The following is an 18,166-nucleotide window of genomic DNA, read 5'->3' as shown; positions in this document are numbered from 1 at the left end:
TTTCATAAAAGAGAAATAAAAAAGACAAGGAATTAAAATCCTTGTCCTTTTTTTATTTTCCTATTTGATTCCAAAGGTTATTTAAAGTTTTGTCATTAATAGGATTATTTTCTTTAACCTTGTTGTAAAGCTCTATTGCCTTGTCAGGAATGTACTCTAGGCCATCAATGTTTGCTTGAAGAGCTTTTAAGTGTTCATTTATTTTAATGGAAAAATCCGTTAAATTTTTTAAACTTTCTTTAGTTGAATCTGAATTAGAATTTAAAAATCCATCCTTAAGACTTGCAAGAACGCTCTTTAAATAATCAAGACTTTTTACTAAAAAATCATGGGAAGATTTAAATTTTTCTGGCGGAGCTAAAGCTTTTATTTTTTCAATAATTCCGTTTATCTCTTGAATCTTACCATCATAAATTTTTTTAAGTTCTTCGTTTGAATATTTATCGGCATTTTCAAAGAAGTAGCTTTTTAAATCATCATAGGATGTTTTTAATTTATTTTCCAAATCTTTAACACTTGAAACATAGACTTTTTCATTTTCAGAAAGATTTTTGTTTTCATCTTTTGAAACTAAATCAATCCTATATTCCTTTGAGTTCCATTTAGTTTCAAGATCAAAATATTCTGTAATAAATCTTAAAGGAACAAAGGTCCTTGAATTTTTAATTAAAGGAGCAACGTCATTTTTAACATTTTCCTTATCATTTATAAGAACATCTTTTTTTCCTATAGTTAACTTTATATTGTTATTATCTTTTGAAATTGTAACCATTTGTTTTTCTTGATTCCAATCAACTTTGCAGCCGATTTTTTCAGAAATAAATCTTATGGGAACAAAAGTCCTTGAAGAACTTATAAAGGGTTTAACGTCTGTTTCTATCTTATAGCCGTCAAGATAAATAGATATATCCTTTGCTGCAAATAAGTTTGAAGGAACAAAAATTAAAAGGGCTAAAAGTAGAATACTTAATTTTTTTATTGTTTTTTTCATTTTAATTATCTCCACCTGACTTATTGGAAGTTTTATCATCCTTATTTAACTTGCCATTATTTTTTTCAGAGTTTTGAGTTTTTTCCTCAGGCAAATTTTTTCTTTCCTGTCTTTTATACCTGTTTTCTACATAGCTTAAAGTGGAATCATTTGTGCTTGCAATTTCTACATAAGAGTCTTCTGCTTTTGTAGGCACAACTTTTCCATTTTCGTCATCCTTATAAAAAATCAGATACTCTTTTCCAGGGGTGAGGCTTTTAGGAGCTGTCATCTTTATATTTGAAAGATCTCCCTTATAATCTACTACAAAGGAAATTTCATTGGCACCTTCCGTTGCTTCTCCGATTTTCACACGAGAAATGTAACTTGAGTCTTCACATAACTTTTTAACCAAATCTCTGTCAAAAGTTTTTGCTGTAGGTTCATTTTGTAATGTGCCTTCCGTATTTTCTTCCCCATTTACATTTTGAGTGGAAACTTCTCCACTGGTGGGAATTTTTGAACTTTCATCAGGTTGTACAGTTTGAGTTTTTTTATTTTTTCCGCAAGCTGTTAAAAGCATAAGGGAAATTAATATTAAAGCTATAAATTTTCTTTTCATAAATACCTCCGTTGGAACTATTATAACATATCCTAAGGCTTACAAATTGTTTAAAGAAACTTTTTACTATGTTATAATTTTTATATGAATAAATTGCCTGAAGAAGTTAAAGAAATTCTTGAAATTTTAAATAAAAAACATAAGGCCTATCTTGTAGGCGGTTGCCTTAGGGATATGCTTATGGGAAAAATACCAAAAGACTATGATCTTGCAACTTCAGCAGATCCAGATGAAATAAAAGAATGTCTTAAAGATTTTAAATTAAAAGATATTGGAGTAAGTCTTGGGACAATTCTTGTTGTAAATGGAAATTTTACTCTTGATGTAACCCCATTTAGACTTGAGGGCAAATATATAAAAAATAGAAAGCCTTCCAAGGTATTTTTCACAAAAAATTTGGAAGAAGATTTAAAAAGAAGAGACTTCACCATGAATGCCATGGCTTTTTATGATGAAATTATTGATTTGTATGGTGGTCTTGATGACATTAAAAATAAAGTTATAAGAACGGTCCTTGATCCTAAAGATAGGATTTGTGAAGACGCTTTAAGAATTTTAAGAGCCATAAGATTTGCCTCCACCTTAAATTTTTCTTTAAGCCAAGATTTAAAAGAGGCTATTAAAGAAAATGCAAATCTTTTAAAAAATATTTCTTCTGAAAGAATAAGAGATGAATTTTCTAAAATTTTAATGAGCGACTATCCTAAGGTGGGTTTAAATCTTTTAAAAGAATTAAATATTTATGAGATTTTTTTGCCGGAGATTATGAAGACAATTGATTATGATCAAAGGACAAGATATCATTCAAAAACTCTTTTTGATCATCTTTTAGAAGTTGTAAATAATTGTCCCAAAGATTTAGAAATACGAATGGCAGCTCTTTTACACGACATAGAAAAGCCACAAGTTTTTTCTATTGATGAAGGTGGCCAGGGGCATTTTTATGGCCATGAAGACCTTTCGGCAAAAAGTGCTGAAAAGATTTTAAGAAGACTTAATTTTTCAAAGGATTTTATAAAAAATGTGAGCCTTTTAATTCAATATCACATGACGGCTCATGAAGTTATGACTGATAGGGCATTAAGAAGGCAAATAAGAAATCTGGGCACTGAAAATTCTTTAAAACTTTACGATTTAATGATAGCAGATAGAATTTCCACAAGAAAAGATAGAAGGGCAGATTTTTTAATAGATAGAAAAGAAAGGGTAAGGGGACTTTTAAACCAAGATACGGCAAAGGAAAAATTTTTAAAAATTGATGGATTTGATTTAAAAAAATTAGGTTTTAAAGAAGGTCCCATAATTGGAGAAATTTTAAAAGCTCTTGAAGAAAAAGTTCTCGATGATCCAAAGATAAATACAAAAGAAAATTTGATTGAAATTGTAGAAAGGAATAAAAAATGGGAAGACTTTTCGGAACGGACGGAGTAAGAGGAGTAGCAAACCAAGAACTTACGCCGGAACTCGCTTTTAATTTAGGAAGGGCTGCAGGATATGTACTTTCAAAAGCAAGTAAAGGACGTGTAATAATAGGAAGGGACACAAGACTTTCAGGGCATCTTTTAGAAAGTGCCCTTGCTGCAGGAGTAATGAGTATAGGTCTTGATGTAGATTTAGCCGGAGTTATACCTACACCGGGAATTGCATATTTAACAAGAAAAGAGTCTTATCTTTTTGGAGTTGTAATAAGTGCAAGTCACAATCCTTTTGAGTATAACGGTATAAAATTTTTCTCTGATCAAGGTTTTAAACTTCCAGATAAAGTTGAAGATCAAATAGAAGAACTTATTTACTCAGATGTTAAAATTTATAAAAATGCAACTTTTGAAGAAGTGGGAAACCTTAGAAATATAGATGACGGAAGAGAAAAATATGCAAATTATTTAAAGGGACTTTCAAATTTAAATTTAAAAGGCAAAAAAATCGCCATAGATACAGGAAATGGAGCCCTATATAAAATTGCAAAAGAAGTTTTAGAAGATTTGGGAGCGAATCTTGTTGTAATTAATGACAAACCTGATGGAACAAATATAAATAAAAATTGTGGCAGCACAAATCCAGATTTAATAAGAGAACTGGTAATAAAAGAAAAGGCTGATTGCGGTTTTTCCTTTGACGGAGATGCAGACAGGATAATTGCAGTAGATGAAAAGGGCCAAATAGTTGATGGTGATCATATACTTGCCATTTGTGCCATGTATTTAAAAAGACAAAACAAACTTAAAAACAATAAAGTTGTAGGAACAATTATGTCCAACATAGGTCTTGAAAGATATTTGCAAGAAGAAGGAATAGGTTTAATTCATGCAAAAGTTGGGGACAGATATGTTTTAGAACAAATGATTGGGGGAGATTATTCCTTAGGCGGAGAACAATCAGGCCACATAATTTTTCTTGATTACAATACAACAGGAGATGGACTTGCAACAGGCATTCACATTTTGGAAGTTATGCAAAACACAAAGATGAAACTTTCAGAACTTAACGAGCTTATGATTTCTTATCCTCAAGTTCTTGTGAATGCAAAAGTAAGACCAGATTTAAAATTTAAATATCTTGAAGACGAAAAAATAAAAGAAAAAATCAAAAATATGGAAAGTAAATTTGAAGGCAAGGGTAGAATAGTAATAAGGACCTCAGGAACAGAAAGTCTTGTTCGTGTTATGATAGAAGGAGAAGACGAAGAGGAAATAAAAAAAGAAGCCCAAGAGCTTGCAAGTTTTATAGAAAAAAGACTTGGTTAGATAGATAGGAGGACTCATGACAGGAATTATTGTAGACTCATGCTGTGATATAAGTAAAGAATTTGCAGAAAAAAACAAAATAGGAATAGTGCCCTTTAAAATCTATATTGACGGGGTTGAGTATGTAGACAATGACAAGTTGGATAAAAATAATTTCTTGGAAAAAATGAAAGCAAGTAAAAATCCCATAAGAACATCTTGCCCATCCCCCTTTGAATTTAAAGAAAAAATATTGGAAATGGAAGAAGACGAATTAATAATTATAACCATATCAAAACAACTTTCCGGAACTTACAATGCAGCAAAAGTTGGTATGGAAGAGGCACAAAAAGAAAATCCAAATAAAAAAATTCACATACTGGACTCTCTTTCAGCGGCAGCAGGAGAAGTGAGCCTTTTATATTCTTTTCTTCAATGGAAGGACAAATTTGATTTTGAAACTTTAGTTGAAAAATTAGAAGAAAGAGTAAAAGAATTAAAAACATTTTTTATTTTAGAAAGATTTGATAATCTTGTAAAAAACGGAAGAATGAAAAAAGTTACAGGAATTCTTGCAGGAGCTTTAAATATAAGACCAATAATGCAGGGAGTAAAAGGAGAAATAGAAGTTTTTCAAATAAATAGGGGCTTTAAAAAAAGTCTTATAAATCTTGCTAAGAGCTTTGGAAATATCTCTCATGACTTTCAAGATAAAATTTTATTTATAACGGAATCAAATGACGTGAAAAAAGCAGAGCTCTTTAAAGAAAAGGTAAAAGAACTTTATAATTTTAAAGACATAATAATTTTAGAAGCAAAGGGTCTTTCAACAACCTATGCAGATGATGGAGGAATTGTAATAGCCTTTTAGAAATAAAAAATGGGGGAAAAGTATGAAAAAATTTTTTTTGAAGTATAAATTTTCAATAACTTTTTTAATATTAGGCTTAATTTTTCTTACTAAAGATTTAATACAATTTAAAAATCACCCAGAATGGAGTCTTGATCCCAAGATTTTTTGGCTTAAATTTTTAATCTTTTTAGGAATAAGTCTTATCTTTTTAATAATTACAAATAGCAAGAACAAATTTTAATAGAAATAAAAAATTAGAACAGTTGGGAAAAACCAACTGTTTTTTAATTAAAAAACTCTTGACCTCTACCTAAGGTGTGAGATTAATATAAAAATAAGGAGGGATAAGATGTTAATAAATGAAATTGCAAAGAAGACAGAATTAACAAGAAAGGCCATTGAATATTACATTGAAAAAAATTTAATAAAACCTGAAATTTTAGACAACGGATATAGGAATTTTTCAAAAGAAGACCAGGAAAAGTTAGTAAAGATAAAATATTTTAGGGATTTAGATTTTTCTGTAACTGAAATTCAAAAAATTTTACAAGGGGACAAAAATATTTTACGAAAAATTGCCGTTGAAAGAGAACTTGAAATAAAAAATGATTTGAGAAAAAAGGAAATTATTTCAAAATTAGAAAGTCAGGATTCAATCTTAGATTTTAAAAAAGAAATTGAAGGAATTTCCGCAAGAGAAAAAATAATAGATAAGTTGACGAAACTTTTTCCAGGCTACTATGGAGATTATTTAAAATTATATTTTGGCCAATTTTTAAATGAAAAAATAGAAAGTGAAGAAGAAAAAGAAGCCTTTTATACTCTTATAGATTTTTTAGATTCCATGGAAGAAATAAAAATCCCTGAAGACCTTAAAGAGTATATGAATTTTATTTCAAAGGACATTTCAAAGGATCAAATTAAAAAAAGTTTGGAAAATTATAAGTCGGCAATAGAAAATTCGGAAGAATTTCTTAATGAAAATAAAGAAGTTTTAAAAATTTACGAGGATTATAAAAATTCTTTAGAGTATAAAAATTCAAAGGAAAAAAAACTTATGGATACTTTTAAAGAATTTAATAAAAAATCAGGTTATTATGAAATTTTTATTCCAGCAATGAGAAAATTGAGTAAATCATATAATGAATTTTATGAAAAAATTTTGATAGCCAATGAAAAATTTTTAAAAAGTAAGAATAAAATATAAAAGGAAGCTTATTCAGCTTCCTTGTTTGTTTTTACTAAAGATTTTTCAAGGCAGACAAGGTTTGTGTTGGGAATTCCGTTAAAGGTACAAGATACTGTTCCCACATTTTTAAAGCCCAATTTTTTATAAAAACTTAAAGCATCAATATTTGTTTCAACAGTGTCCATTCTAAGATAGGGGGCACCGTGAATTAAAGCATAGTCTTCATAAAAATTCATTAAATACTTTCCACAACCCCTATTTTTAAATTTAGGGTCTATTGTAAGAGTGTGAATGACCATAATTAAATTATCAGCAACGTCATATTCCCAAGAGGCATTTTTATATTCCGGCACTTGTTCTTGATTTATTTTTGCAGCTCCAAGGATTTTTTCTCTGTCAATTAAAACAAAGAGTTCTTTTTTTTCAATTCCTTCTTCTGCTGTTTTTCTTGTGGGATAAACACCTCTTTGCCAATTTGTATGTATAAGACCGTCTTCCGTATCTTTTAAAATAGCATCATAAATTTCTTCAATTCTCTCTAAATCTTTTCCTAAAGCTTTTCTTATATACATAATATTACCTCCCAATAAATTATAACAAAAAAAGAAGTCAGCATAAGCGACTTCTTTATAAAATTTGCAATTACTTTGTTTTTCCTAAGGCTTTTTTATCTATGTTGCTTGCCATTACCCTAACTCCTAAGTTAAAAGTTAGGACCAAAAGCATAAGAATAGCTGATGATAAGTTTGCAATATCTTTAGCATTTAAAGCAGTTGACTCCGAGAAAGAAGCCCAAATGTGAAGAGAAAGAGTTTCTCCTGGTCTAAAAGGATTTAGTGGACAAGTTGGAGAAGTTATATTCCAATTGTACCAATTTATATCAGTACTCATTCCTGCCGTATACAATAAAGCTGCAGCTTCACCGAAACATCTTCCTGCAGCAAGGATTACTCCTGTCATAATTCTTGAAGTACAAGCGGGAATTAATACTCTTACTATGGTTTGTCTTTTTGTTGCACCAAGGCCATAAGAACCTAAAGCATAATGCTCAGGCAGGGCTTTTAGTGCGTCAAAGACAGTTGAAGTTATAAGAGGAAGACATAAAATACTACAAGCAAGAGCTCCTGCAAAAAGATTCCATTTCATACCAGTCATTAGTATAAATACCAAATATCCGAAAAGACCTACAATAATTGAAGGTAGAGAAGAAAGAGTTTCTATACTCATTTGTATTGCGGAAGTTAATTTGCCAGGCTTTGCATATTGACTTAAATATATGCCAGCACCTATTCCAATAGGACAGGAAAATAAAAGAGCTAGGAATACTAAATAAATAGTATTAAAAAATTGATTCATTATTCCCTTTCTTGAAAAGGTAAACATTTCTTTACTTGCACCTGAAAAGCCTTTTATAATTACATAAAGAGCAAATACTAAAAGTAAAAGGAGAAAAAATCCTGCAACTAAATAAAATACTCCTGTCATAAAATTGTCTACAGCTTTTGATCTTTTGTATCTATTCATATTGATTTCCTTTCTTACCAACTAAGTGAATTAAAAATATAAATAAGAGTGATATTAAAAATAGGAGTAGGGCCATAGACCAAAGAACTGAGTTATATTCAGTCCCATCAAAAGTATTTCCCATGTTTGATGCAATAATGGAAGTAAGAGTTGAACCTGAATCAAAAAGAGATTTAGGCACTGTTCTTGTTTTTCCTATTACCATTGCAACTGCCAAGGCTTCTCCAAAAGCTCTTGCAAGGCCTAAAATAACTCCAGTTATAATTCCGCTCATAGCAGCAGGAACTACAACCTTATAAATTGTTTGCCATCTTGTAGCTCCAAGAGCAAAAGAGCCCTCTCTATAAAATTTAGGAACACTTTTTATTGCATCGGAAGCGACGCTTGTAATAGATGGAAAAATCATTATTGAAAGTACAAGAGCGGCAGTAAAAATAGTGTTTCCGTAGCCAAGATTAAAAGTATCTCTTATAAAGGGAACAAGAATTGTAAGACCTGTCCAGCCGTAAACAATAGAAGGTATACCTACAAAAATTTCAACTGCTGGTTGAAATACTTTTTTTCCAAACTTAGGAGCTATTTCAGTCATAAAAATTGCAGCAGCAAGACTAAAGGGAGTTGAAATCAAAAGGGCAAGACCGCAAGTTAAAAGAGAGCCTGAAATAAAAGCCCAAGAACCTATTAAACCCTTAGGTGCGTTAGCAGAATCAGCAGGTTTAAATTCAGAAGAAAATAAAAATTCAGAAAGGCTGTGGCCTAGGCCTAAAAAAGTATAAGAGCCCTTATAAATTAAAAAAGCACCTATGGCTATTGTAAGACTTATTACAAATATTCCTGAGAGAAATATTATAAATTGCCAAGATATTTCCTTTTTATTTTTCATTTTCCTATCATAGTACAGAGATTCTTTTTTAGCTTTGAAATTTTCTTCATATTTGTTAATATCCAAAGTTTTTGTGTTTTCTTTTTTATTCATAAAATCTCCTAAAAAATAAGGGCAGCCTAAACTGCCCTTTATTTGTTAAAATAATTAACGATCAACTTTCATTTTTGAAGCAACGCCGTAGCCTTGAGCTTCCATGTTTTGAGCATAATCATCACTCATCATGAAGTCTATGAAAGCTTTAGCAGCTTCACTTGGTTCACCTTTTGTATACATGTGTTCATATCCCCAAACTGGATATTCACCTGAGTAAGTGTTTTCAAGAGTTGGTGCAACACCGTCAATAGAAATTGGAGCAACATCTTTGTTATTTACAAGATATGAAAGAGCAACATATCCTATAGCACCCTTGTTTGTCTTTACAGTTTCAAGAAGTTCTCCAGAGTTATCAGTTTCAAGATAAGAAGCTGTTGAGCTTTCTTGATTTCCATCTAAAGCGTATTTTGTAAATAAAGCTCTTGTACCTGAAGAGTCAGGTCTTGTTACAAGAAGAATCTTTTCATCAGGTCCTCCAAGTTCTTTCCAATTTGCAATCTTTCCTGTGAAGACGTCAATAAGTTGTTGTTTAGTTAAGTCTTTTACTTGACTTGCTATGTCGTTGTTAACAATAGGAGCCATAGTAATAGTACATACCTTGTGGTCAACAAGATCTTTAGCAACTGCAGCATCAAGTTTTTCTTCAGCAAAAACATCTGAGTTTCCAATGTCTACAGATCCATCAGCAACTTGTTTAAGTCCTGTACCTGAACCGCCGGCATTTAAAGTAACTGAAATGTTAGGATAAGATTCTTTAAATTTGTCAGCAGCATCTTGGCATAAAGGAAGAAGAGCTGATGAACCTGAAGCAGTTAAAGAACCTGAGATATCAGAGGTTTTCTTTTCGCTATCTTTTTTGTCATTTTTTTGTTCTGTGTTGGCTGGCTTTGAATTTGTATTTGCAGGTTTATTTTCTTTTTTACCACAACCTGTGGCAATTGAGCCTATCATTAACAAAGACAAAGTAATTGCAGCTAATTTTTTTAATTTCATTTTTTTATCACCTTTCTTATTTGATGTAAGTAGATTATAAAAAACAATTGTCAAATAAATGTAATATAAATTTAGTTTCAATGTAAATTTTCTTTACAATTGGTGAATTTATTGTGAAATGCAAAAAAAATTAAAAAAAACTCTCTTTTTATAAGCAAAAGAGAGTTTTAAGTATAGGATTTTTAATTAAAATATTAAAGTAAAAAATAAAAATTTATTATTATTAAATTTTTTCTCTAATATTTTTGTAGTAAACATTTGAAGTTAATCTATAAGAGAAAATATAAACGAGGATGGATAAAAATAAAATTATTAAAAGACTTTTTAGGTAAATACCGCTTTCTAAATGGGAATAATCAAAAATTGTATTAAAAATTCCATTAACAATTTTAAGAGAACCAAAGGAATGACAAATGGCAACTATTAAAGGAAGCATAAAGATGCTTTTAACCTGAGAATTGATACCGGATTTAATTTCTTCCTTAGTCATGCCCACTTTTCTTAAAATGTCATAATTTTTCTTATCCTCAAGACCTTCAGAAACTTGCTTGTAATACATAACCATAATGCTTGCAGCAAAGAAAATTATGGATAATAAAAAACCTATATATAAAAGGCCACCGCTTTGGTAGAAAAACGCCCTGTTCATTTCATATTTTGAAGAATAAGAAAATAATTCAACACCCTTTAAAATATTTTTTGAAAAGTCACTGGATAAATTTCTTAAAATTTTATAATCTTCCTTATTTTTTAAATTAAATTCATAAAAAATTCCATCAATTTCTTTTTTACCATCTTTAGAATAATTAACTTTTTTTATAGAAATTTTTTCCTGGAGAATTTCTATATTATTTTCTTTAAGGAAATTTTTAAGATCTTTTATAGTTTTTTCTTTATTGAAATTTTTATTTGGAACAAAGGTAAAAGTTACATCCTTGTCAATCCTATTCATAACTTGATTTTTAAAATTCAAAAGGCCTAAAGAAAAAGCAATGGTAATAATTGCCATGGTAAGTAAAATGCAAATGGAAGCAAGACCCTTGGAATTTGATTTTATTCTGTAAATCATTTGAGAAATATAGATAAAATTTTTCTTTTTATAGAAAAAATCTTCCCTTTTCTTTAAGTTTTTAAAGAAAAATATAAGACCCTGAGAAAAAAGAAGAAAGGTTCCGAAAATTACCATAATAACAGCAAGAAAAAAGTAAGGTAAGGAATCCAGAGGATTTAAATTTAAATTTGCAATTATATATCCTCCCAGCATTAAAAATATTCCTAAGAAAGTTAAAAATTTTGAATTTTTTGCAGTAAGTTCACCTATGGATTTTTGCTCAATAATTTTTTTAGGATTAAATCTTATAATTTTAAATAAATTTAAAAGTAAAATTATTAAAAATATTAAGGAAAAGGCAAAAGCCGTTAAAAGAAGGGGAGTAAGTTCAAAAGAATAGGTTCCTCCCATATCAAGGCTTGTATTTACAAACATAAAAAATAATTTTGAAAGCAAAGTCCCAAAAATTATACCTAAAAAAACAATTATAAAATAGTTTATAAGGGTTAAAATAAGCTCTATAAAAATTAAATCCTTGGGCATAAAGCCTAAAATCGAAAAGACTCCCAGTTCTTTAAATCTATTTTTAATAATAAAATTATTTGTGTAAGATAAAAAAATTAAAGAAAAAATACAAATAGTAAAAAAACCAAAAGTGAAAGTAGAGGATATGGTCCTTCCACCCCTAAGCTTAGTAATAAAAGATGAGCTTGCAAAATAATCCATAAAAAATGCAATCACTACAATAAAAATTCCTGTAAGAATATAGGGAATATAGAGATTTTTATTTCTCTTTAATATATTTTTTGAAAGATTGAAATAAGTTTTAAAAATCATTTTGTCCACCTAATATCATGGATTGAGATCTTACAATTCTCTTGTAAAATTCCTCTTCACTTAAATCACCCTTATAAATATCATGGATAATTATTCCGTCTTTAATAAATAAAACACGATTTGATTTTGAAGCTGCAAAGGCTGAGTGGGTAACCATAATAATTGATATAAATCTATTTAGTTTTTTTAAAAGTTCAAGAAATTCCAAAGAATTTTTTGAATCAAGTTGACCTGTTGGTTCATCACAAAGAAGAAGATCCGGTTCATTTACAATAGCTCTTGCAGCAGCAACTCTTTGATTTTGTCCACCAGAAAGTTCAAAGGGATACTTGTCTAAAAGATCTATTATATTTAAAGAACCTGCAGCATTTAAAACTTTTCTGTCAATTTCTTCCTTCTTTTCTTGAGATAAAACAAGGGGCAGGGCAATATTTTCCCTAACAGTCATAGTATCAAGGAGATTAAAGTTTTGAAAAACAAAACCTAAATTTTCTCTTCTAAAAATAGCTTTTTGACTTTTAGATAAAGTTTCAAGATTTAAGTCATTTAAAATTACCTGTCCCTCATTTTGATCGTCAATAGTTGAAATAATATTTAAAAGAGTTGATTTTCCGCTGCCGGACTCTCCCATAATGGAAATAAATTCCCCATCATTCATAGTAAAATTTACACCCCTTAAAGCCTCAACATTGTTGGAGCTTAAAAGAGAAGTATAAGTTTTTTTAACATTAATAAGTTTAAGCATTTTTATCACCTATAATTATTGTAATAAAAAAAGGGAGAAAACTCCCTAATTTAAACTTACATTTATCTTACATTTTTGTAAGTTTCAAAATAAATTATAAAATTTGTTCCATCTTCATTGGAAAGAATCTTAAACTTATGTCCTAAATTGTCTAAAATATTTTTAACTAAATATAAACCAAGACCTGTAGAAGAGGCAAGGGGATTATTTTCTCCCCTGTAACCAAAATCTGTAATTCTATCTAGATCCTGCTTTTTTATTCCAATTCCTGTATCTTTTATTTCAATAAAATTTTCATTAAAAGTAATTTTTATTCCACCAAGATTAGTATATTTAATGGAATTTAAAATAATCTGTTCAAGGACAAACTTTAAAAATCTAAAATCACTTAAAACTTCTAAGGATTCAGGAATATTAATTTCAAGAGAAAGATTTTTTTCTATAAAAAGATTTTTCTTAGCCTTTATTACTTGGAGGACAAGATCTTTAAGATTTAAAAAGTTAAATTTATAATCAAAATCACTTTTCTCAAGTCTTGCATAAGTTAAGACCTGGTCAACTAAATTTTCCAGCTTATCAATTTCTTTTTTACTTTCAAAATTATTTTCATTTAAAAGTTTAAGGGCAAAGATGGGCGTTTTAATTTCATGAGTCCACAAATTAATATAGTCCTTAAAATTTTTCTTAAAAACTTCATTTTCTCTTTTAGTTTCTGCAACTTGCCTATAAATCCTTTTTAAATAATCATAGACGTATAAATCACTGGGACTTTGGTAAAAATCTTCAAAACTTATAAGACTATCATTATATTTTTTAATTTTCTCTAAATAATTTTTATATTTTTTATACTTAAAAATAGAAAAAATAAGTAAAAATATAAATTCAACAAGTAAGATGTAAAATAGGTCCCACAAGTTATATTTAAAAGCAACGAAGAAAATGTAGAGAAGAAAAGCATTTAAAATAAAAAATAAAAAGTGGGATTTATTTAATTTAAAAAAAATCATATTTTATAACCTAAACCAACTTTAGTTTCAATAAAGTCATTAATTCCATTAGCCTTTAATTTTTTTCTAAGCCTATTAATATTTACAGTTAAAGTGTTATCGTCAATAAATTCTTGAGAATCCCAGAGGTCTTCAATAATTTCTCTTCTAGTAACAACCCTATTTGGGTTGGAAAATAAAATTGAAAGTATTTTATATTCATTTTTGCTAAGTTCAATTTCCGAGTCTTTATATTTTAAAGTCATATTTTCACTTAAAGTATAATCTTTAAAAGTTTTTTTCTCTTTTGTGTAGTCATAGCTTCTTCTTAAAAGAGCTTGAATTTTCATAATTAAAACTTGGCTTTCAAAGGGTTTTACTAAAAGATCATCTCCACCGTAACTTATGGCATTTATAAAGGAAAAAGTATCCTCTCTTGAGCTTATAAAAAGTATGGGAATTTTTGAAAATGACCTTACTTCCTTACAAAGGGTAAAACCATTAGTGTAGGGAAGATTTATATCCAGGATTAAAAGTTGAGGAGAAAAATCTTTAATCTCCTCAAGGGTATTTTCAAAATTTTCTATAAGTTTTACCCTATATCCGTAATCCTCAATTTTATTTTTAAGTTCTCTTGCAATAATCTTGTCATCTTCAACTAAAACAATTTTATTTTTCTCTTGAATCATCAAAAATCACTTTTCCTTCAAAAATTGTCATTTTTACTTTTCCCTTTAGGGTTTGACATAGGAAAGGTGAATTTTCAGATTTTGAATAAGATTTTTTGTAGACCCATTTTTCATTAGGATCAAAGATTGTAATATTTCCACGACTTCCTAAAGAAAGATGACCTGCATCTAAATTATAGAGGCGGGCAGGATTTATAGTCATCATTTCTATTAATTTATTTAAAGTTAAATGACCCTTATCAACAAGATTTTCTATGCCTAAAGAAAGAGCTGTTTCCAGTCCTAAAATACCACTGGGAGCTTTTGTAAGTTCCCTTTCTTTTTCTTCCTTTGAATGGGGAGCATGGTCCGTTGCAATTATTTCTATGGTTCCATCTTTCATACCCTCAATTATTTTAAGCCTATCTTTTTCACTTCTAAGGGGAGGATTCATCTTTGCCAAAGTTTTGTATTTTAAAAGAGCATCTTCTGTAAGAGAAAAGTGGTGGGGAGTAACTTCTGCATATAAATTTGCTCCACGTTTTTTAAATTCTCTTACGATTTCTACAGAATCCCCTGCAGAAATATGTTGAATTTCAACCTTTGCTCCCGTTTTTAAGGATAGAAAACCATCACGAAGAACTAGAAGACTTTCAGAGATATCAGGTGAACCATAAAGGCCAAGACTTTCAGAAATTTTTCCATGATTAATACCATTTTCTTTTATTAATTTTGGATCTTCTTCGTGAAAACTTACAGGAACATTTAAATTTTTAGCTTTTTTCAGTGCCATTAAAACTAAATTGGAATTAGTATTGGGGATTCCGTCATCAGTAAAACCTAAAGCACCAGCAGCTAAATTACCTTCCATATCTACAAGATTTTCTCCGTCAAAATTTTTAGTAAGGGCAGAAACTGTAAAAACATCTATGGGAAGTTCTTTAGCTTTTTTATAAAAATCTCTAATTAAATTTGGACTATCCATTTTAGGATTTGTATTTGCCATACAAATAAGAGATGTATAGCCTCCTCTTATACCTGCTTGTGTTCCTGTAAACAAGTCTTCCTTATAGGTAAAGCCCGGGTCCCTAAAATGCACATGAACATCTACAAAACCAGGGCAGGCAATTAAACCCTTTAAATCAATTCCATCTTCATTTGTTTTTGAAAGACTTTTAATTTTGCCATTTTCAATTGTAATATCCCTTATTTCATCTAAATTATTTGCCGGATCAATTAGGCGAACATTTTTTAATATCATTTTTAAAACCTATTTTAAAGTTACCTTATGGTAAACTTTTTTACCCTTTTTAATTAAAATTTTATCTTCTACAAAATCTTCTAAAGTAACAACCTTATCCCTATCTTCAACCTTTTCTCCCTCAATGGAAACTCCACCTTGTTCAATTAATCTTCTGGCTTCACTATTAGATTTAACAAGGTTTAAATTTTTCATAAGGTCAACTAAAGGGTAGCCTTCTTCAAAATCTTTTTTATTCATTTCACTTGAAGGGATATCATCGGAATCCAGACCGTCTTTAAAAAGAGCATGAGATGCATCAAGAGCTTCTTTTGCTTTTTTCTCTCCATGAATATCTTTAACTATTTCATAAGCAAGGACTTCTTTAGCCTTATTTAAGTCAGCTCCTTCAAGTTTTTCATACTCTGCAATTTCTTCCATAGAAAGCATAGTCAATAATTTCATAAATTTTATAACATCTCTATCATCACAATTTCTTAAATATTGGAAAAGTTCGTAGGCAGAAGTTTTATTTTCATCAAGCCAAATAGCACCTTTTTCACTTTTTCCCATTTTTTGTCCAGAAGCAGTTGTAAGAAGTTTAAAAGTCATGCAGTAAACATTATCTTTTTCAATTTTTCTTACAAGTTCATAACCACCAAGCATATTAGACCATTGATCTGATCCTCCAAGCTCAAGTTTGCAGCCGTATTTTCTATAAAGAACTAAATAGTCATAGGATTGCATAAGCATATAGCCGAACTCAAAAAAAGTAAGTCCCTTTTCCATTCTGTTCTTATAGCAATCAAAGGTAAGCATCCTGTTTACACTAAAATGAACTCCGATTTCTCTCATAAATTGTAAAAAGTTTAAATTTAAAAGCCAATCGCCGTTGTTTTCAAAATGACCCTTGCCATCTGAAAAATTTAAAAATTTAGAAATTTGATTTTTAAAACAAGATACATTGTGTTCAATAAAATCCTTTGACATTAACTTTCTCATATCATTTTTGCCGGAGGGGTCTCCTATAAAAGTAGTACCTCCACCTAAAAGAGCTATAGGAATATGGCCAGCCCTTTGCATATGTTGCATAACTCTTATTTGTAAAAAGTGTCCTAAAGTTAAAGAATCGGCAGTTGCATCAAAACCTATATAAAAAGGAATTTTTTCCTTTTCTAAAAGTTCTCTAAGTTCATCTTCATAAGTTATTTGGTCTATAAAACCTCTTTCTTCCAAAATATCAATTACGTTTTTCATATTACCTCCAAAATAATAAAAAAAGCCCTGGCGAAATGGACGCATTCGTGGTACCACCATTCACTTGGGCTTTATTCTGTATAAGTACAGCTCTTGAAGTCTCAGATGGTGTAATTCGATTTCTCTACTGGACATCTTCATGGACTTCTATTAATTTTTATATCTGTTAATTATTAACTATAGATTACTTTTAAAACTTTGTCAATCTAATCAAGCTTCAACTTTTCTAAAAGGGGGAGGGGAATTTTTTTTAATTTTCTAAATTGTCTTTTACCGCCGATTTTTATTTTTCTAAGCATAGTGGTTGAATATTTTTTAGGAAATTTATAATTTTTTATAGCAGACTTATAAACTTCAAAAACAGATTTTGCAAACTCTTCCTTTGAATATTTATTGCCACTTGTTAAAGCATTTTTTTTCATATTCATATAAGTTTCCCTATTTGCAAAAATTTTTTTTATGCCCTTTTTAAATTCTTCCGCATTGGAAAAATAAAATCCGTTTTTTCCTTCTTCAAGAAGTCCCTTAAGACAATCATCATATTTAACAACTTCAGGAAGACCATTAACCATAGCTTCAATATAAGTAAGACCTTGAGTTTCGGAATTTGATGCTGAAATAAAAACATCCGAAAGCCTATAATATTTATAAGTATCACTTGGTTTTATCATGCCTGTAAAAAATACTCTATTTTCTAAATTAAATTCGGAAACTATATTTTCTAGTTCTTTTTTGTAGGGACCATCTCCTGCAATTAAAAGGATATAGGAGTCATCTTCTTTTATTAAATATTTAAAATTATAAACAATTTCAAGAAGATTTTTTTCCTGGGCAATTCTACCTAAAAATAATAAAACTTTTTTATGAAGGTCAATTCCCAAACTTTTTTTAAGATTTTTTATATCATCCTCATCAAAAGATTTTTTATGAACAGACAAATCTATACCTGTGGGGATGACGGCTATTTTATTTTTAAGACCGTAAGATCTTAAAGAATTTTTAACTTTATCAGTAGGGGCAATTAAAACATCGCATTTTTCTAAGAGTCTGTGCATAATTGATTTTAAAGCTTTTTTTAAAGGTCTGTCATATTTAGTAAGATATTTTACATAGTATTCATACATGGTGTGATAAGTGTGAACAATAGGACAGCGAATTTTTTTTGCAATTATTTTTGCAATTATAAGAGTTGAAAATTCACATTGAGTATGAATAAGATCAGGCTTAAAATTTATTGCAGATTTTATAACCGGATCTCTAAAAGAAACAGTTGCTCTTACGCCAGGATATATTTTTAGGGGAAAACTTTTTATATAATAAACCCCATTTTTATAATAGGAATAGGGTTTATTTGAAAGAGTTAAAACTCTCACTTCATTTCCCATCTTTTCAAGTTCTTCTTTAAGGTTTAAAACAGAAGTTACAACTCCATTTATAGTTGGAGAATATAAATCTGTAGTAATTAAAATTTTCATTTTTACCTCCACCTTCATTTTAATACATAAAAAATATTAGTAAACTTAAAGAGA

At 29.3% G+C, this 18,166-nt stretch carries 18 protein-coding genes; 5 read left to right on the top strand and 13 right to left on the bottom strand.

Annotated elements, in window-relative coordinates; all coding sequences use genetic code 11:
* Positions 1-52 precede the first annotated feature (52 nt).
* On the bottom strand, positions 53-991 hold the full coding sequence (locus J2S72_RS03270; RefSeq protein WP_023055324.1) for a copper amine oxidase N-terminal domain-containing protein: 939 nt from the start codon (positions 989-991) through the stop codon (positions 53-55).
* Between the two features lies 1 nt (position 992).
* Positions 993-1,592, bottom strand: coding sequence for a hypothetical protein (locus J2S72_RS03265; RefSeq protein ID WP_023055380.1), 600 nt, complete (start codon positions 1,590-1,592; stop codon positions 993-995).
* 84 nt (positions 1,593-1,676) lie between these two features.
* Between J2S72_RS03265 and J2S72_RS03260 the strand changes: the two genes are divergently transcribed.
* The 5 genes from J2S72_RS03260 (at position 1,677) to J2S72_RS03240 (ending at position 6,375) form a co-directional block, all read left to right on the top strand.
* Positions 1,677-3,023, top strand: coding sequence for a CCA tRNA nucleotidyltransferase (locus J2S72_RS03260; RefSeq protein WP_023055394.1), 1,347 nt, complete (start codon positions 1,677-1,679; stop codon positions 3,021-3,023).
* A complete protein-coding gene (gene glmM, locus J2S72_RS03255; protein ID WP_023055323.1) occupies positions 2,993-4,336 on the top strand; it encodes a phosphoglucosamine mutase in 1,344 nt (447 codons plus the stop codon). The genes J2S72_RS03260 and glmM overlap by 31 nt, the downstream gene beginning before the upstream one ends.
* A gap of 16 nt (positions 4,337-4,352) precedes the next feature.
* A complete protein-coding gene (locus J2S72_RS03250; protein ID WP_023055427.1) occupies positions 4,353-5,186 on the top strand; it encodes a DegV family protein in 834 nt (277 codons plus the stop codon).
* A gap of 22 nt (positions 5,187-5,208) precedes the next feature.
* On the top strand, positions 5,209-5,409 hold the full coding sequence (locus tag J2S72_RS03245; protein WP_023055361.1) for a hypothetical protein: 201 nt from the start codon (positions 5,209-5,211) through the stop codon (positions 5,407-5,409).
* Between the two features lie 108 nt (positions 5,410-5,517).
* Positions 5,518-6,375 (top strand): MerR family transcriptional regulator, encoded by an 858-nt coding sequence (locus J2S72_RS03240; protein ID WP_023055355.1) that lies wholly within the window; start codon positions 5,518-5,520, stop codon positions 6,373-6,375.
* Between the two features lie 8 nt (positions 6,376-6,383).
* Here J2S72_RS03240 and J2S72_RS03235 read toward each other — a convergent pair whose 3' ends face one another.
* The 11 genes from J2S72_RS03235 to J2S72_RS03185 all read right to left on the bottom strand — a co-directional run bounded on the left by J2S72_RS03235 (position 6,384) and on the right by J2S72_RS03185 (position 18,112).
* Entirely contained in the window at positions 6,384-6,929 is a 546-nt protein-coding gene (locus tag J2S72_RS03235; RefSeq protein WP_023055419.1) for a GNAT family N-acetyltransferase, read from the bottom strand.
* Between the two features lie 70 nt (positions 6,930-6,999).
* Complete coding sequence (gene pstA / locus J2S72_RS03230) at positions 7,000-7,881, bottom strand: phosphate ABC transporter permease PstA (protein WP_023055421.1); 882 nt, start codon at positions 7,879-7,881, stop codon at positions 7,000-7,002.
* Positions 7,874-8,857: a phosphate ABC transporter permease subunit PstC gene (pstC, locus tag J2S72_RS03225; protein ID WP_023055357.1), complete on the bottom strand. Its 984-nt coding sequence runs from the start codon at positions 8,855-8,857 to the stop codon at positions 7,874-7,876. Before pstC ends, pstA begins: the two co-directional genes overlap by 8 nt.
* A gap of 54 nt (positions 8,858-8,911) precedes the next feature.
* Positions 8,912-9,853, bottom strand: coding sequence for a phosphate ABC transporter substrate-binding protein (locus J2S72_RS03220; RefSeq protein WP_023055406.1), 942 nt, complete (start codon positions 9,851-9,853; stop codon positions 8,912-8,914).
* Positions 9,854-10,076: 223 nt separating this feature from the next.
* Positions 10,077-11,741, bottom strand: a complete 1,665-nt coding sequence (locus J2S72_RS03215; RefSeq protein WP_307494971.1) for an FtsX-like permease family protein — start codon at positions 11,739-11,741, stop codon at positions 10,077-10,079.
* Entirely contained in the window at positions 11,731-12,486 is a 756-nt protein-coding gene (locus J2S72_RS03210) for an ABC transporter ATP-binding protein (protein ID WP_442417712.1), read from the bottom strand. Before J2S72_RS03210 ends, J2S72_RS03215 begins: the two co-directional genes overlap by 11 nt.
* A 62-nt stretch (positions 12,487-12,548) precedes the next feature.
* Positions 12,549-13,493, bottom strand: a complete 945-nt coding sequence (locus tag J2S72_RS03205; RefSeq protein ID WP_307494970.1) for a sensor histidine kinase — start codon at positions 13,491-13,493, stop codon at positions 12,549-12,551.
* Positions 13,490-14,161 (bottom strand): response regulator transcription factor, encoded by a 672-nt coding sequence (locus J2S72_RS03200; protein ID WP_023055317.1) that lies wholly within the window; start codon positions 14,159-14,161, stop codon positions 13,490-13,492. Before J2S72_RS03200 ends, J2S72_RS03205 begins: the two co-directional genes overlap by 4 nt.
* Positions 14,142-15,401 (bottom strand): dihydroorotase, encoded by a 1,260-nt coding sequence (locus J2S72_RS03195; RefSeq protein WP_307494969.1) that lies wholly within the window; start codon positions 15,399-15,401, stop codon positions 14,142-14,144. Before J2S72_RS03195 ends, J2S72_RS03200 begins: the two co-directional genes overlap by 20 nt.
* 9 nt (positions 15,402-15,410) lie before the next feature.
* The gene (tyrS, locus tag J2S72_RS03190; protein WP_023055398.1) at positions 15,411-16,637 is read right to left on the bottom strand and encodes a tyrosine--tRNA ligase; all 1,227 of its coding nucleotides are present in this window, start codon (positions 16,635-16,637) and stop codon (positions 15,411-15,413) included.
* A gap of 206 nt (positions 16,638-16,843) precedes the next feature.
* Positions 16,844-18,112, bottom strand: a complete 1,269-nt coding sequence (locus J2S72_RS03185) for a glycosyltransferase (RefSeq protein WP_307494968.1) — start codon at positions 18,110-18,112, stop codon at positions 16,844-16,846.
* Positions 18,113-18,166 lie beyond the last annotated feature (54 nt).

It is taken from the genome of Peptoniphilus koenoeneniae (genome assembly GCF_030812875.1).
Classification (GTDB): Bacteria; Bacillota; Clostridia; order Tissierellales; family Peptoniphilaceae; genus Peptoniphilus_B; species Peptoniphilus_B koenoeneniae.
This window is presented reverse-complemented; position numbering and strand designations above follow the sequence as displayed.

Bases quoted from the DNA above. Each gene is read 5' to 3' on its own strand.
- J2S72_RS03270 (WP_023055324.1), bottom strand. From the start codon at position 991: ATGAAAAAAACAATAAAAAAATTAAGTATTCTACTTTTAGCCCTTTTA.
- J2S72_RS03240 (WP_023055355.1), top strand. From the start codon at position 5,518: ATGTTAATAAATGAAATTGCAAAGAAGACAGAATTAACAAGAAAGGCC.
- J2S72_RS03195 (WP_307494969.1), bottom strand. From the start codon at position 15,401: ATGATATTAAAAAATGTTCGCCTAATTGATCCGGCAAATAATTTAGAT.
- J2S72_RS03245 (WP_023055361.1), top strand. From the start codon at position 5,209: ATGAAAAAATTTTTTTTGAAGTATAAATTTTCAATAACTTTTTTAATA.
- J2S72_RS03210 (WP_442417712.1), bottom strand. From the start codon at position 12,486: ATGCTTAAACTTATTAATGTTAAAAAAACTTATACTTCTCTTTTAAGC.
- tyrS (WP_023055398.1), bottom strand. From the start codon at position 16,637: ATGAAAAACGTAATTGATATTTTGGAAGAAAGAGGTTTTATAGACCAA.
- J2S72_RS03220 (WP_023055406.1), bottom strand. From the start codon at position 9,853: ATGAAATTAAAAAAATTAGCTGCAATTACTTTGTCTTTGTTAATGATA.
- pstA (WP_023055421.1), bottom strand. From the start codon at position 7,881: ATGAATAGATACAAAAGATCAAAAGCTGTAGACAATTTTATGACAGGA.
- J2S72_RS03250 (WP_023055427.1), top strand. From the start codon at position 4,353: ATGACAGGAATTATTGTAGACTCATGCTGTGATATAAGTAAAGAATTT.
- J2S72_RS03215 (WP_307494971.1), bottom strand. From the start codon at position 11,741: ATGATTTTTAAAACTTATTTCAATCTTTCAAAAAATATATTAAAGAGA.
- J2S72_RS03235 (WP_023055419.1), bottom strand. From the start codon at position 6,929: ATGTATATAAGAAAAGCTTTAGGAAAAGATTTAGAGAGAATTGAAGAA.
- glmM (WP_023055323.1), top strand. From the start codon at position 2,993: ATGGGAAGACTTTTCGGAACGGACGGAGTAAGAGGAGTAGCAAACCAA.
- J2S72_RS03200 (WP_023055317.1), bottom strand. From the start codon at position 14,161: ATGATTCAAGAGAAAAATAAAATTGTTTTAGTTGAAGATGACAAGATT.
- J2S72_RS03265 (WP_023055380.1), bottom strand. From the start codon at position 1,592: ATGAAAAGAAAATTTATAGCTTTAATATTAATTTCCCTTATGCTTTTA.
- J2S72_RS03205 (WP_307494970.1), bottom strand. From the start codon at position 13,493: ATGATTTTTTTTAAATTAAATAAATCCCACTTTTTATTTTTTATTTTA.
- J2S72_RS03260 (WP_023055394.1), top strand. From the start codon at position 1,677: ATGAATAAATTGCCTGAAGAAGTTAAAGAAATTCTTGAAATTTTAAAT.
- J2S72_RS03185 (WP_307494968.1), bottom strand. From the start codon at position 18,112: ATGAAAATTTTAATTACTACAGATTTATATTCTCCAACTATAAATGGA.
- pstC (WP_023055357.1), bottom strand. From the start codon at position 8,857: ATGAATAAAAAAGAAAACACAAAAACTTTGGATATTAACAAATATGAA.